Source organism: Streptomyces sp. NBC_01089 (assembly GCF_045162975.1).
Taxonomy (GTDB): domain Bacteria; phylum Actinomycetota; class Actinomycetes; order Streptomycetales; family Streptomycetaceae; genus Streptomyces.
In genome coordinates, this window is record NZ_CP108660.1 from 6,907,686 (window position 1) to 6,922,628 (window position 14,943).

Sequence of the window (14,943 nt, forward strand, 5' to 3'; positions counted from 1 at the left end):
GTTACTCCTCGTCTTCGAGCCAGCCCATGGTCCGCTGTACGGCCTTGAGCCAGTTCTTGTACTCGCGGTCACGGACGGCCGCGTCCATCCGGGGTGTCCACTCGGCGGCCCTGCGCCAGTTGGCGCGCAGCGCGTCGGTGTCCGGCCAGAAGCCGACGGCGAGACCGGCGGCGTAGGCAGCGCCGAGGCAGGTCGTCTCGGCCACCATCGGGCGCACCACCGGCGCGTCCAGGAAGTCGGAGAGGGTCTGCATCAGCAGGTTGTTGGAGGTCATACCGCCGTCGACCTTGAGCGCGGTCAACTCGACGCCGGAGTCCTTGGTCATGGCGTCGCTGATCTCGCGCGTCTGCCAGGCGGTGGCCTCGAGCACGGCACGGGCGATGTGCGCCTTGGTGACGTAGCGGGTCAGACCGGCGATCACACCGCGCGCGTCGGGACGCCAGTACGGGGCGAACAGACCGGAGAAGGCCGGGACGAAGTACGCGCCGCCGTTGTCGTCCACCGACGAGGCCAGGGTCTCGACCTCGGCGGCACTGTTGATCATGCCCATCTGGTCACGCAGCCACTGGACGAGCGAACCGGTGACGGCGATCGACCCCTCGAGGGCGTACACCGGCTTCTGGTCGCCGATCTGGTACCCGACGGTGGTCAGCAGCCCGTTGTACGAGTTGACGGGCGTGTCACCGGTGTTCATCAGCATGAACGTGCCGGTGCCGTACGTCGACTTGGCCTCGCCCTCGGAGAAGCAGGTCTGGCCGAACAGCGCCGCCTGCTGGTCGCCGAGCGCGGAGGCGACGGGGACACCGGCCAGCACGCCCTCGCTGGACGTGCCGTACACCTCGGCGGACGAGCGGATCTCCGGCAGCACGGCCGCCGGGATGCCGATGGAGGCGAGGATCTTCGGGTCCCACTCCATCTTGTGCAGGTTCATCAGCAGGGTGCGGGAGGCGTTGGTGACGTCCGTGACGTGGACGCCGCCGTTCACCCCGCCCGTGAGGTTCCAGATGACCCAGGAGTCCATGGTGCCGAAGAGGATGTCGCCGGCCTCGGCGCGCTCGCGCAGGCCCTCGACGTTGTCCAGCAGCCAGCGGATCTTCGGCCCGGCGAAGTACGACGCCAGCGGCAGACCGGTCTCGCGGCGGAACCGGTCCTGGCCGACGTTGCGGCCCAGCTCGCGACAGAGCGCGTCGGTGCGGGTGTCCTGCCAGACGATGGCGTTGTGGACGGGCTCACCGGTGTTCTTGTCCCACATCAGCGTGGTCTCGCGCTGATTGGTGATGCCGATGGCCTTGACGTCGTCCGATGTGATGCCGGCCTTGCGGACCGCGCTCGCCACGACTTCCTGGACGTTGGTCCAGATCTCGGCGGCGTCGTGCTCGACCCAGCCCGGCTTCGGGAAGATCTGCTCGTGTTCCTTCTGGTCGACCGAGACGATCCGGCCGTCCCGGTCGAAGACGATGCAGCGGCTGGAGGTGGTGCCCTGGTCGATGGCCGCGATGAACGGCCCGGTGGTGTGAGCGTCAGTGGTCACGGTGTGCTCCGAAAGTCTGAAGGGGTGTCGTCGTTGCCGGGTGTCCGGATGCCGGGTGGCTCACGCGAAGGCGAGGTTGTACAGACCGCCTGCGAGAGCGCCGCCTATGAGCGGGCCCGCCACCGGTATCCACGCGTAGCTCCAGTCCGAGCTGCCCTTGTGGGGGAGGCGCAGCAGGGAGTGGACGATACGGGGGCCGAGGTCGCGGACCGGGTTGATGGCGTACCCGGTCGGACCGCCGAGCGACAGCCCGATGGAGACGACGACCAGCGAGGTGATCAGCGCGCCGAGGATGCTCAGGCCCTTGCCGTCGGCGCTCAGCCCCTGGGTCAGGATCGCCAGGACGAGGACCAGGGTGCCGATGATCTCGGTGGCCAGGTTCTGCGCGACGTTGCGGATTTCGGGCGCGGTGAAGAAGACACCGCCCACCGGGCCGGGGCCTGGCTCGTTCTTCGCGGGGCTCTTGTCCAGTGCCACGATCTCCGGGTCCTTGAGGTGGGCCTGGAAATGACCGTAGTACGCGACCCAGACGAGCGCAGCGCCGATCATGGCGCCGAGCAGCTGCGAGCCGAGATACAGCGGCACGTCGCTCCACGGGGTGTCGCCCTTGACGGCCAGTCCTATGGTCACCGCCGGGTTCAGGTGCGCGCCCGACACGCCGGTGGAGATGTAGGCGGCGGTCAGTACGGCGAAGCCCCAGCCGAACGTGACGGCCAGCCAGCCTGCGTCCTTGGCCTTGGAGCGCTTGAGGGTTACGGCGGCGCACACACCGGCGCCGAGCAGTACGAGTACGGCGGTACCGATGGTCTCGCCGATGAAGATGTCGGAGCTGGACACCCGCGACTCCTTTGTCCTTCGTCCAGGGGAAGCCGGACACCGGTTTCCTCCGGTCGTCCGCGCCCTCAGGTGAGGGCGTTGCCGGCCCTTTGGCACTGTCACACCTTAACGCGTATTTCCGTTAAGTGTTCGACAATGCCGACCGATGAACGGCAGTTTTGTCCTGCGGTCGGTAAACGTCAAGAGCCTGTGACGCGAAACTCGGTCGGGGTTCCCGCCGGTACCGGGAGAAACTCCGGAAGCGGGGCCGCCGAAGCGCCTCAGAAGCGGCCGGCGCCCAGATCGCGGGAGACGGAACGGGCGCAGTCGCGCACCGCGGCCACCAGCTCGGGGCGCAGCTCCCCGTCCACACACACCCGCTCGACCGCGCCGGTCACGGCGATCGCGCCCAGCGGCATCCTGCGCCGGTCGTGGATGGGAGCGGCCACCGACGCCACGCCCTCCCAGGTCTCCTCGATGTCGGAGCCCCAGCCGCGCGCCCTGGTGAGATTCAGTACGGTCTCGAACTGCTCCAGGTCGCTGACCGTGCGGGGCGTGAAACTCTCCCGCTCGGTCTCCAGTGCCTCGCTGTGCGCCACTGGGTCGTACGCCGAGAGCACCTTGCCCAGCGCGCTGGAGTGCAGCGGCTGCATGGCCCCGACCTCCAGCACCTGGCGGCTGTCGTCCGGGCGGAAGACATGGTGGACGATCAGTACGCCCCGCTGGTGCAGGACGCCCAGATAGACGCTCTCACCGCTGGAGCGGGCCAGGTCGTCGGTCCAGACGAGGGCACGCGCCCGCAGTTCGTGGACGTCCAGATAGCTGTTGCCCAGGCGCAGCAGCTCGGCCCCCAGCTGATAGCGCCCGGAGGCCGGATCCTGCTCCACGAAACCCTCCTGCTGGAGGGTGCGCAGGATGCCGTGGGCGGTGCCCTTGGCCAGGTCGAGGGAGGAGGCGATGTCGGACAGGCCGAGCCGCCGCTCGCCGCCCGCGAGCAGCCTCAGCATCGCAGCCGCCCGCTCCAGGGACTGAATGTTCTTCGCCATTGCTGGGCCACCCTCCACACTGTTCGGCAATGCTGAACACTATCGGTCCATGTCGACCCAGTGTCACGCGGAGTGCGGCCGGGCGGTACCGGGCGTCTCCCCCCGGCCCGTGGCGACCGGGGCGTCCGCCTCCTGGGACGCCGACCCCGATCGGCACCGTCCCCGCTACCCTGGCCAGGTGCGCCATCCTGCCGGAAGGCGCAAAGCCGACAGCCGTCGCATCCCAGGGAGTACATTCCATGGCCTCGTCGCCGACCCCTTCCGCTGACAGCCGGACCCGAGCTGACGCCCTCCGTGAGGCACTCGCCACCCGTGTGGTGGTGGCCGATGGTGCGATGGGCACGATGCTGCAGGCGCAGGATCCCACTCTTGAGGATTTCCAGCAGCTGGAGGGCTGCAACGAGATCCTCAATGTGACCAGGCCGGACATCGTGCGTTCCGTCCATGAGGAGTACTTCGCTGTCGGTGTGGACTGTGTGGAGACGAACACTTTCGGTGCGAATCATTCGGCGGCGAACGAGTACGAGATCTCCGACCGGATCGTCGAGCTGTCCGAGGCGGGTGCCCGGATCGCCCGGGAGGTCGCCGACGAGTTCGGTGCCAGGGACGGCCGCCAGCGCTGGGTCCTGGGCTCGATCGGCCCCGGTACCAAGCTGCCGTCGCTCGGCCACACCACGTACGACGTCCTGCGGGACGGCTATCAGCAGAACGCCGAGGGCCTGCTGGCCGGTGGCGCCGACGCCCTGATCGTGGAGACCACGCAGGACCTGCTGCAGACCAAGTCGAGTCTCATCGGTGCGCGCCGGGCGCTGGACGCCCTGGGGGTGAGTGTGCCGCTGATCTGCTCGCTGGCTTTCGAGACGACCGGTGTCATGCTGCTCGGCTCCGAGATCGGTGCCGCGCTGACCGCGCTGGAGCCGCTGGGGATCGACCTGATCGGGCTGAACTGCTCGACGGGCCCGGCGGAGATGAGCGAGCACCTGCGGTATCTGGCACGCCACTCGCGTACGCCGCTGATGTGCATGCCGAACGCGGGCCTGCCGGTTCTGACCAAGGACGGTGCGCACTTCCCGCTGGACCCCGAGGGGCTGGCGGACGCGCAGGAGACCTTTGTGACCGACTACGGGCTGTCGCTGATCGGCGGGTGCTGCGGCACGACGCCCGAGCATCTGCGCCAGGTGGTCGAGCGGGCCCGTGCGCTCACTCCGGCTGTCCGTGAGCCGCGTCCCGAGCCGGGTGCCGCGTCGCTGTATCAGAGTGTGCCGTTCCGGCAGGACACGGCGTATATGGCGATCGGTGAGCGGACGAATGCCAACGGGTCGAAGAAGTTCCGTGAGGCGATGCTGGACGCCCGGTGGGACGACTGTGTGGAGATGGCCCGCGACCAGATCCGTGAGGGCGCGCACATGCTGGACTTGTGTGTCGACTATGTGGGCCGTGACGGGGTGGCCGACATGGCGGAACTGGCCGGCCGCTTCGCGACCGCATCCACCCTGCCGATCGTTCTGGACTCCACTGAACTCCCCGTTCTGCGGGCTGGGTTGGAGAAGCTGGGTGGGCGTGCGGTCCTGAACTCGGTGAACTACGAGGACGGTGACGGGCCGGAGTCGCGTTTCGCGAGGGTCACGGAGCTGGCTGTCGAGCATGGTGCGGCGCTGATCGCGCTGACCATCGACGAGGAGGGCCAGGCCCGGACGGTCGAGCACAAGGTTGCCGTCGCCGAGCGGCTGATTGCGGATCTCACGGGTAATTGGGGGGTCCATGAGTCGGACATCCTGATCGACTGCCTGACGTTCACCATCTGCACCGGCCAGGAGGAGTCGCGCGGTGACGGTGTCGCAACGATCGAGGCGATCCGCGAGCTGAAGCGCCGCCACCCCGACGTTCAGACCACGCTGGGTCTGTCCAACATCTCCTTCGGTCTGAATCCGGCCGCCCGCGTGGTGTTGAACTCGGTGTTCCTGGACGAGTGTGTGAAGGCGGGGCTGGATTCGGCGATTGTGCACGCGTCGAAGATCCTGCCGATCGCGCGGCTGGAGGAGGAGCAGGTCAAGGTCGCCCTCGACCTGATCTACGACCGGCGCGCCGAGGGCTACGACCCCTTGCAGAAGCTCATGGAGCTGTTCGAGGGCGTCAACATGAAGTCCATGAAGGCCGGCCGGGCCGAGGAGCTCATGGCCCTGCCGCTGGACGAGCGGTTGCAGCGGCGGATCATCGACGGCGAGAAGAACGGCCTGGAAGCCGATCTGGACGAGGCACTCACGACGCGCCCCGCGCTGGAGATCGTCAACGACACGCTGCTCGAAGGCATGAAGGTCGTCGGCGAGCTGTTCGGCTCCGGCCAGATGCAGCTGCCGTTCGTGCTGCAGTCCGCCGAGGTCATGAAGAGCGCGGTGGCCCATCTCGAACCGCATATGGAGAAGACGGACGACGACGGCAAGGGCACCATCGTGCTTGCCACGGTGCGCGGTGACGTCCATGACATCGGCAAGAACCTCGTCGACATCATCCTGACGAACAACGGCTACAACGTCGTGAACCTGGGCATCAAGCAGCCCGTCTCCGCGATCCTGGAAGCCGCCGAGGAGCACAAGGCCGACGTCATCGGCATGTCCGGCCTCCTGGTCAAGTCCACGGTGATCATGAAGGAGAACCTGCAGGAGCTCAACCAGCGCGAGATGGCGGCCGACTTCCCCGTCATCCTCGGCGGCGCCGCCCTGACCCGCGCCTACGTGGAGCAGGACCTGCACGAGATCTACGAGGGCGAAGTCCGCTACGCCCGCGACGCGTTCGAGGGCCTGCGCCTCATGGACGCCCTGATCGGCGTCAAGCGTGGGGTGCCCGGAGCGGTGCTGCCCGAGCTGAAGCAGCGCCGGGTGCCGAAGCGGGAGACGGCGGCCGTGCTTGAGGTGGACGAGCCGGAGGGTTCCGTACGTTCGGATGTCGCCACGGACAATCCGGTGCCGGAGCCGCCGTTCTGGGGCACCCGGGTGGTCAAGGGCATCCAGCTCAAGGAGTACGCGTCCTGGCTGGACGAGGGCGCTCTCTTCAAGGGGCAGTGGGGGCTCAAGGAGGCCCGCAAGGGCGAGGGGCCCACTTATGAGGAGCTGGTCGAGACGGAGGGCCGGCCGCATCTGCGGGGCTGGCTGGACCAGCTGCACACCAAGAACATGCTGGAAGCGGCCGTCGTCTACGGCTACTTCCCCTGCGTGTCCAAGGGCGAAGACCTCATCCTCCTCAACGACGACGGCTCCGAGCGCACCCGCTTCACCTTCCCCCGGCAGCGGCGCGGCCGGCGGCTCTGCCTCGCCGACTTCTTCCGCCCCGAGGAGTCGGGCGAAACGGACGTGATCGGCCTTCAGGTCGTCACCGTCGGTTCCCGGATCGGTGAGGCCACCGCCGAGCTGTTCGCGGCCAACTCCTACCGCGACTACCTCGAACTGCACGGCCTGTCCGTCCAGTTGGCCGAAGCCCTCGCCGAGTACTGGCACGCCCGCGTCCGCTCCGAGCTCGGCTACGCGGGGGAGGACCCCTCCGACGTCCAGGACATGTTCGCCCTCAAGTACCGCGGCGCGCGTTTCTCCCTCGGCTACGGTGCCTGCCCCGATCTGGAGGACCGGGCGAAGATCGCCGAACTGCTCCAGCCGGAGCGGATCGGGGTCCACCTCTCGGAGGAGTTCCAGCTCCACCCCGAGCAGTCCACCGACGCGATCGTCATCCACCACCCCGAGGCCAAGTACTTCAACGCCAGGTAACCCGGTGGATCAGCACGCACCGGCGGCCGGTCACCCGTCCGCCGGTGCGTGCACCGCATCACAGCGCGGACCGGAGCGCTCCGACGTACACTGGTCGGTCCGGTGCGGGCCGGTTGCCACCCAGCAGGGTGAGTGACCGGCCTTCGTGTCCCTCCAGGAGGTGTCCCCGTATGACCAGTACGGTCGCCGCGCTCAACACCCGTATGGCCGAAGGCGCAGCCCTGCAGGCCGTCCTGCTCGACATGGACGGCACGCTGGTGGACACCGAGGGCATCTGGTGGGACGCCGAGGTGGACGTGTTCGCCGCCCTCGGCCACCGGCTCGACGAACGCTGGCGGGACACCGTGGTGGGCGGGCCCATGACCCGCAGCGCCGGGTACCTCATCGAGGTGACCGGCGCGGACATCGCACTGCCCGAGCTGACCACGCTGCTCAACGACCGGTTCGAGGCGCGGATCTCGGGCGGGGTGCCGCTGATGCCGGGGGCGCTGCGGCTGCTCACCGAACTGGCCGCGCACGGCGTCCCCACCGCCCTGGTCTCCGCCTCGCACCGGCGGATCATCGACCAGGTCCTGAAGTCGCTCGGCCCCGACAACTTCGCGCTGACCGTCGCGGGTGACGAGGTGGCGCGGACGAAGCCGCACCCCGAGCCCTATCTCGCCGCCGCCGCGGGCCTGGAGGCCGATCCGTCGCGCTGCGCGGTCATCGAGGACACTGCGACGGGGGTGGCGGCGGCGGAGGCCGCGGGGTGCCGGGTGGTGGCCGTGCCGTCCGTGGCGCCCATCGCCGCCGCCGACGGACGCGTAGTCGTCGGATCTCTCGAAGAAGTCGATCTGGGCTTTCTCAGGGCACTGGTCAACGGAATGCACTGAGCCGGATACTGACCGTGTTGCTTTCGTTCTGACGGGAATCGGCGCCCGCCGGCCACAAGTATTTACGTGAGCATGAAGAGGGCTTCGCGCTTTACGAAAGGCGAGGTTGGAGTGACGTTCATCACCTGACCAAGCGTCGACACGGGGGCATTTGCGTGCTGCGAGCGGTGAACCACCGCTCCGCACATGCCCATGTGTCCCGATTGGTGAAGCGGTGTACGAATCATTTCGGTGGTCGGATATTGACGCTCCGCTATTCGTGAAGATGATGTGGATCCCACCCAAGTCGCCCCCGGTCCAGGTTTCCTGACGTTCCCCACTAATCTCATGGCGAGAACTTCGCCGTACACTTCTGTGCCCCCGGCGCCCACCAAGCGGCCGGGATCACTGGACTGATCGCTCTGTACCCGGCCCGATCGCCCCGCCCCGATCGGGCGGCAGCGGCGGAGTGTCTGTACATCGCTGTATCCCAGTGCCGGATGAGGAGAACGTCCAGAATGAACCGCAAGACTCTGGTGCTGCCGGCGATAGCGTGCCTGCTCGCTCCGGTACTCGCCGCGTGCGGCGGCACAGGCAGCGGCGACGACGGCGGCAAAGCCATCGTCGTGGGCACGACGGACTTCATCGAGTCCGGCGAGAAGGCTCCGGCTCCTCTCGACCCCGCGTACACCTATGACACCGGTGTCTGGAACTTCCTGCGCCCCACCCTCCAGTCGCTGATGCAGATGCCGCGTGGTGGCGGCCTGCCGGTGCCGGACGCCGCGAGCGACTGCCATTTCACGGACACCCAGAACGAGAGCTACCGCTGCAAGCTCCGCAGCGGGCTGACGTTCGCCAACGGCGATCCCCTCACGGCGACCGATGTGAAGTACTCCCTGGAACGCGTCAGCCGTATCAACGACCCGAACGGGCCTGCCGGTCTGCTGGAGAACATCGACACCATCGAGCCCGTGAGCAGTCACGAGCTGGTCTTCCATCTCAAGACGCCCGACGCCACCTTCCCGTACAAGCTGGCGACCCCGGCCGCGGGCATCGTGGAGAAGAGCACGTACGCGCCGAACAAGCTGCGCAAGGGCTTCGTGATCGACGGCTCCGGGCCGTACACCTTCAAGGCCGAGGTCAGCAACAACCGGCTGCAGAAGGCGGTCTTCACCAAGAACCCCCACTACAAGGGGGCCCTGAAGCTGCAGAACGACAAGGTCGAGATCGATTCCTTCACCGACGCCGCCGCGATGGGCGCCGCGCTGAAGTCGAAGAAGATCGACATGATGGCCCGCACCATGTCGCCCGAGCAGATCGACCAGTTCTCGAAGGGGTCCTCGCAGAACATCAACTTCGTCGAGAGCCCCGGCCTCGAGATCCGCTACCTGGGCTTCAACACCAACGACCCGTCGGTGAAGAACAAGGCCGTCCGCCAGGCGATGGCCGCGCTCGTCGACCGCGGCCAGATCGCCAGCCAGGTGTACGGCGCGACCTCCGAGCCGCTCTACTCGCTGATCCCCTCCGGCATCGGCGGACACTCGAATTCGTTCTTCAACAAGTACGGCGATCCGAACAAGTCCGAGGCCGCCCAGATCCTGCACTCCGCGGGGATCACCGACAAGGTCCGGCTGACGCTGCATTACACCAGCGACCACTACGGGCCCGGCACGGCGAAGGAGTTCGCGCTGCTCAAGAAGCAGCTGAACGCCTCGGGGCTCTTCGATGTGTCGATCCAGGGCCACAAGTGGGCGCAGTTCCGTCCCGAGGAGCTGAAGGGCGACTACGCGGTCTACGGCATGGGCTGGTTCCCGGACTTCCCCGACGCGGACAACTTCATCTCGCCGTTCCTCAGCAAGGGCAACTTCCTCAAATTGCCCTATGCGAACACCGCCATCCGCGACAAGTACATCCCGGACTCGCGCAAGGCCGCCGACCGCACCACCGCGGTGGCACCGCTCCAGAAGATCCAGGACATCGTCGCGGACGACGTCCCCGTGCTGCCGCTCTGGCAGGGCAAGCAGTATGTGGCGGCCGGGGACGACCTGACCGGTGTGGAGTGGGCGCTGAGCAACTCGTCCGCCCTGCAGATCTGGGAGCTCGGCCGCGGCGTCAGCTGACCGGCCGGAGGCAGCGCACCCCGGGCGACCGGCCGGTGCGCTGCCCTGCTGCTGGTGAGGCGTGGGGCCGCCGGACCGTTCCGAGGTGCCCAGGAACGGTCCGGCGGCCCCGGACCTACTGCTGGGCCCCCGGCCGTACGAGTCCGCTCTCGTACGCGTAGACCGCGGCCTGGACCCGGTCGCGCAGCCCCAGCTTGGTCAGTACATGGCCCACATGGGTCTTGACCGTCGTCTCACTGACGAACAGGTCGGCGGCGATCTCCGCGTTCGACAGGCCCCGCGCGACCAGCTTGAGCACTTCCACCTCGCGCTCGGTCAGGGTGTGCAGCGTGTCAGGAACGGGGTCCTCGCCGGACGGCAGATGGTCCGCGTACTTGTCGAGGAGACGGCGGGTGATGCTCGGGGCCAGCATCGCCTCGCCGCCCGCCACCACCCGGATCGCCTGGACCAGCTCATTGGCGGGCGCGTCCTTGAGCAGAAAGCCGCTCGCACCGGCCCGCAGGGCCTCCACGACGTACTCGTCCAGGTCGAAGGTGGTCAGCACCAGGACCTTCGCCGGACCGTCCCGGCCGGGGCCGGTGATCTGGCGGGTGGCCTCGACCCCGTCCATCCGGGGCATCCTGATGTCCATCAGCACCACATCGGGCTGCAGCGCGCGGACCTGGTCGAGGGCCTGGAGGCCGTCCCCGGCCTCACCGACCACCGCGAGGTCCTGCTCGGCCTCCAGAATCATCCGGAAACCGGTGCGCAGCAGCGGCTGGTCGTCGACCAGTAGGACGCGGATCGCCACGGGAACTCCTTCGCTAGACCGGCCCCATTCTGCCCTGACCGGCCCACCGGGACGGCGCGGGGCGTACCGGGGGAGTCCCGGACGGATCAGTCACAGCGCACCACTTCCAGGGGGTAGACCGGCGGCGTGCCGCCGAATTCCGGACAGACCGCCTGGTGGTCGCACCAGCCGCAGAGCTTCGTCGGCCTCGGCTGCCAGTCCCCGCTCTCCGTGGCCTTCCTGATGGCGTCCCACAGCGCGAGCAGCTTGCGCTCGACCCGCTCCAGATCGCCCTCGACCGGGTCGTACGTCACGACCTCGCCGCTCCCCAGATACACCAGCTGGAGCCGGCGCGGCACGATCCCCTTCAGCCGCCACACCACCAGCGCGTAGAACTTCATCTGGAAGAGCGCGCCCTCCGCGAACTGCGGCCTCGGCGCCTTGCCGGTCTTGTAGTCGACGATCCGGACCTCGCCGGTCGGCGCCACATCGACCCGGTCGATGATCCCGCGCAGCCGCAGCCCCGACTCCAGCTCCGTCTCGATGAACAGCTCCCGCTCGGCGGGCTCGAGACGCGTCGGATCCTCCAGTGTGAACCACCGCTCGACCAGCGATTCGGCCTCCGACAGCCACTTCGCCAGCTGCTCGCCCCCGGGGTCCTCGGCGAACAGCTCGCCCAGCTCCGGCTTGGCCGACAACAGCCGGTCCCACTGGCCCGGGACCATCGCCCTGGCCCGCGGAACCGTCCGCTCCGCCGCCGGGTCGTCAAACATCCGCTCCAGCACCGCATGCACCAGGGTGCCGCGTGTCGCCGCCGGACTCGGCTTCTCCGGCAGCTTGTCGATCACCCGGAACCTGTACAGCAGGGGACACTGCATGAAGTCGCTCGCCCGCGACGGCGAGAGTGAAGTGGGCTGCTGGGCGGTAGTCATGTCCCAGACCCTACGACCCGCCACTGACACCGAGCCGCATACCATCGACGGCAGACCTCCTCACACTGCATGATCAGGACATCGCGGGAACGCGGTGACAGAACAGCGGTGGTACGGGACGCACCATGACGATACGAAGGGACACCGTGGACGAGAGCGGCGACAGCGGGCGCCCGCAGCCCGGCGCGGACGGGTCAGGCCCCGGCCCCGCGCCCGATGGCGGCAAGCCGCGGCGCCGGGACTCACCGGGCGGCGGCATCCTGATGGGCCGCCCCTTCGGTGTGCCGGTGTACGTCGCCCCCAGCTGGTTCCTGGTGGCGGCGCTCATCACCTGGGTCTTCGGTGGCCAGCTCGACCGCATCCTGCCCGAGCTGGGCAACGCCCGGTATCTGGTCTCCCTCTTCTTCGCGGTCGCCTTCTACGCCTCGGTGCTGGTCCACGAGCTGGCCCACACCGTGGCCGCGCTGCGGTTCAAGCTCCCGGTGCGCCGGATCCAGCTGCAGTTCTTCGGCGGCGTGTCGGAGATCGAGAAGGAGTCCGAGACCCCGGGGCGTGAGTTCATCCTGGCCTTCGTCGGCCCGCTGCTCTCCCTGATCCTCTCCGGCGTCTTCTACCTCGGTATGAAGGCGGTGGAGCCCGGCACCGTCCCCGGGGTGCTGCTGGCCGGCCTGATGATCTCCAACCTGATCGTGGCGGTCTTCAACCTGCTTCCCGGGCTGCCCCTGGACGGCGGCCGGATGCTCCGCGCGGTCGTCTGGAAGATCACCGGCAAGCCGATGAGCGGCACCATCGCCGCCGCCTGGTTCGGCAGGGCGCTCGCCGTCTCGGTCCTGATCGGACTCCCGCTGCTCACCCACACCGGCTCCGACGCCGACGTCGGCGGCATGGAGACGGTCATGGACGCGCTGCTCGCCGCGATCCTCGCCGCGATCATCTGGACCGGCGCGGGCAACAGCCTCCGGATGGCCAGGCTGCGCGAACACCTCCCCGAGCTCCGCGCCCGTACGCTCACCAGGCGCGCCGTCCCCGTCGAGACGGGCACACCGCTCTCCGAGGCGCTGCGCAGGGCCAACGACGCCGGCGCGCGGGCGCTGGTCGTCGTGGACAGCCAGGGCGACCCGACAGCCCTGGTCAGGGAAGCGGCCATCGTCGGGGTGCCGGAGCACCGGCGCCCCTGGGTCGCGGTCAGCGGGCTCGCCCAGGACCTCACCGACGGGATGCGGGTGCCTGCCGAGCTGGCGGGTGAGGCGCTGCTCGACAGACTGCGGGCCAGCCCGGCCACCGAGTACCTGGTGGTCGAGGAGAGCGGCGCGATCTACGGAGTCCTCTCCACCGCCGACGTCGAGCGGGCCTTCGTCCAGGCGATGGCGCGACCCGGTTCCTGAGGCCGGTAGTCTGCTCGTATGTCCGAACCGACCGGTGCCGCCCGCCGACGTGGGCCCTTCAAAGTCGGGGACCAGGTCCAGCTCACCGACCCCAAGGGACGCCACTACACCTTCACGCTCGAAGCCGGGAAGAACTTCCACACCCACAAGGGTTCTTTCCCGCACGACGAGCTGATCGGTGCTCCCGAGGGCAGTGTTGTCCGTACCACGGGAAACGTCGCCTACCTCGCGCTGCGCCCCCTGCTCCCCGATTTCGTCCTGTCCATGCCCCGCGGCGCCGCCGTGGTCTACCCCAAGGACGCGGGCCAGATCCTGGCCTTCGGGGACATCTTCCCCGGCGCGCGGGTCGTCGAGGCAGGTGTGGGGTCGGGCGCGCTCAGCAGCTTCCTGCTGCGCGCCATCGGTGAGCAGGGCATGCTGCACTCCTACGAGCGCCGCGAGGACTTCGCCGAGATCGCCACCCAGAACGTGGAGCGCTACTTCGGCGGCCCGCACCCCGCCTGGCAGCTCACCGTCGGCGACCTCCAGGACAACCTCTCCGACACGGACGTCGACCGTGTGGTCCTGGACATGCTCGCCCCCTGGGAGTGCCTGGACGCCGTCTCCAAGGCCCTCGTGCCCGGCGGCATCCTCTGCTGCTACGTGGCCACCACCACCCAGCTCTCGCGCACCGTCGAGTCGATCAGGGAGATCGGCTGCTTCGCCGAGCCGCAGCCCTGGGAGTCCATGGTCCGCAACTGGCACGTCGAGGGCCTGGCCGTCCGCCCCGACCACCGGATGATCGGCCACACCGGCTTCCTCGTCACCGCCCGCCGCCTCGCCGACGGTGTGGAGGCGCCGCTGCGCCGCCGCAGGCCGTCCAAGGGCGCGTACGGCGAGGACTACAGCGGCCCGGGGAAGAGCGCGGCCCAGCCGAAGGAGCCCAGTGCCGAGGCCGAGAGCGACTCCGGCGAGAACCTCTGACCGTATGACCTGACCCCACAACGCACGGACGCCGTCGTGGAGTTCCCCCAGCACACCGGGGAACTCCACGACGGCTTCTTTACGTTGGTCTTACGGACCCCGGCGTTCCGATCCCCTGTGACGTGTGGCACTATTCTCGCCACCCCCTCCGGCACTGCCCCACAGGAGACCTCTCGCGTGCAGCCCTCCGCGCTCCCGGACCTCGTACTCCCGGACCTCGCGCACAACAGGACCAGCCCGCTCCACTGGCTGGCCACGGCCACCGCGATGGCCGGCGTCGTCGTGCTGGCGGGCGTCCTCACGCCCGACCCGGCCACGGCGTCCCAGGGCGGCGGCAGACCGGCCCGCCCCGCGGCGGCGGCCCCGGACCCGGCGGCCGTGACCTTCCCGCTGAAATGCGGAACGGCGGGCACCACCGTCACCAAGAAGGCGTCGGGCGACCTCGACGGTGACGGCAGCCCCGAGACGGTGGCCGCGGTGCGCTGCGACGCCGGATCCGGCACACCGCCCAGCGGGATCTACGTACTCACCCGGCCCAGCACGGGTGACGGCCCGCCCAGGATCGTCGCGACCCTGATCAGCCCGGCGGAGCAGCAGAGCGTGGGCGCCATCGGCGTGCACGACGGCGCGGTGACCGCGACGCTCCTCGGCTACTCGTCGCCCGATGTGCCGCGCTGGAACCCGGACGTGCGCCAGCAGGCCAAGTGGCGCTGGCAGGGTGGCAAGTTCATACGCTCGGTGCCCTCACAGGCGCGGAGCGTGTGACGGCGCCGAG

General features: G+C 68.7%; 11 protein-coding genes. 6 read left to right on the forward strand and 5 right to left on the reverse strand.

Going from position 1 to position 14,943, the window contains the following annotated elements; genetic code table 11:
* Position 1: 1 nt before the first annotated feature.
* The 3 genes from glpK to OG510_RS31070 all read right to left on the reverse strand — a co-directional run bounded on the left by glpK (position 2) and on the right by OG510_RS31070 (position 3,393).
* Positions 2-1,531 carry a glycerol kinase GlpK gene (gene glpK, locus OG510_RS31060; RefSeq protein WP_406141165.1) on the reverse strand — a complete coding sequence of 510 codons (1,530 nt, stop codon included), beginning with the start codon at positions 1,529-1,531 and terminating at the stop codon, positions 2-4.
* A gap of 60 nt (positions 1,532-1,591) precedes the next feature.
* Entirely contained in the window at positions 1,592-2,368 is a 777-nt protein-coding gene (locus tag OG510_RS31065; RefSeq protein WP_164266161.1) for an MIP/aquaporin family protein, read from the reverse strand.
* Between the two features lie 260 nt (positions 2,369-2,628).
* Positions 2,629-3,393, reverse strand: a complete 765-nt coding sequence (locus tag OG510_RS31070) for an IclR family transcriptional regulator (RefSeq protein WP_406141167.1) — start codon at positions 3,391-3,393, stop codon at positions 2,629-2,631.
* Between the two features lie 239 nt (positions 3,394-3,632).
* Here OG510_RS31070 and metH point away from each other — a divergent pair, with 239 nt between their 5' ends.
* The 3 genes from metH (at position 3,633) to OG510_RS31085 (ending at position 10,119) form a co-directional block, all read left to right on the forward strand.
* A complete protein-coding gene (gene metH, locus OG510_RS31075; RefSeq protein ID WP_406141169.1) occupies positions 3,633-7,148 on the forward strand; it encodes a methionine synthase in 3,516 nt (1,171 codons plus the stop codon).
* Between the two features lie 170 nt (positions 7,149-7,318).
* A complete protein-coding gene (locus OG510_RS31080) occupies positions 7,319-8,020 on the forward strand; it encodes an HAD family hydrolase (RefSeq protein WP_406141171.1) in 702 nt (233 codons plus the stop codon).
* A 497-nt stretch (positions 8,021-8,517) separates the two neighbouring features.
* Positions 8,518-10,119, forward strand: coding sequence for an ABC transporter substrate-binding protein (locus tag OG510_RS31085; RefSeq protein ID WP_406141172.1), 1,602 nt, complete (start codon positions 8,518-8,520; stop codon positions 10,117-10,119).
* Between the two features lie 115 nt (positions 10,120-10,234).
* Here the strand turns inward: OG510_RS31085 and OG510_RS31090 are convergent, their stop codons facing one another.
* Positions 10,235-10,909 carry a response regulator transcription factor gene (locus OG510_RS31090; RefSeq protein WP_164263912.1) on the reverse strand — a complete coding sequence of 225 codons (675 nt, stop codon included), beginning with the start codon at positions 10,907-10,909 and terminating at the stop codon, positions 10,235-10,237.
* 86 nt (positions 10,910-10,995) lie between these two features.
* Positions 10,996-11,865, reverse strand: coding sequence for a RecB family exonuclease (locus OG510_RS31095; RefSeq protein ID WP_406141174.1), 870 nt, complete (start codon positions 11,863-11,865; stop codon positions 10,996-10,998).
* Positions 11,866-11,966: 101 nt separating this feature from the next.
* Between OG510_RS31095 and OG510_RS31100 the strand changes: the two genes are divergently transcribed.
* The 3 genes from OG510_RS31100 (at position 11,967) to OG510_RS31110 (ending at position 14,933) form a co-directional block, all read left to right on the forward strand.
* Positions 11,967-13,205 (forward strand): site-2 protease family protein, encoded by a 1,239-nt coding sequence (locus OG510_RS31100; RefSeq protein ID WP_406142642.1) that lies wholly within the window; start codon positions 11,967-11,969, stop codon positions 13,203-13,205.
* Between the two features lie 18 nt (positions 13,206-13,223).
* Positions 13,224-14,168 carry a tRNA (adenine-N1)-methyltransferase gene (locus OG510_RS31105; protein WP_406141175.1) on the forward strand — a complete coding sequence of 315 codons (945 nt, stop codon included), beginning with the start codon at positions 13,224-13,226 and terminating at the stop codon, positions 14,166-14,168.
* Between the two features lie 177 nt (positions 14,169-14,345).
* On the forward strand, positions 14,346-14,933 hold the full coding sequence (locus tag OG510_RS31110) for a hypothetical protein (RefSeq protein WP_406141176.1): 588 nt from the start codon (positions 14,346-14,348) through the stop codon (positions 14,931-14,933).
* The last annotated feature ends 10 nt before the right edge of the window (positions 14,934-14,943 follow it).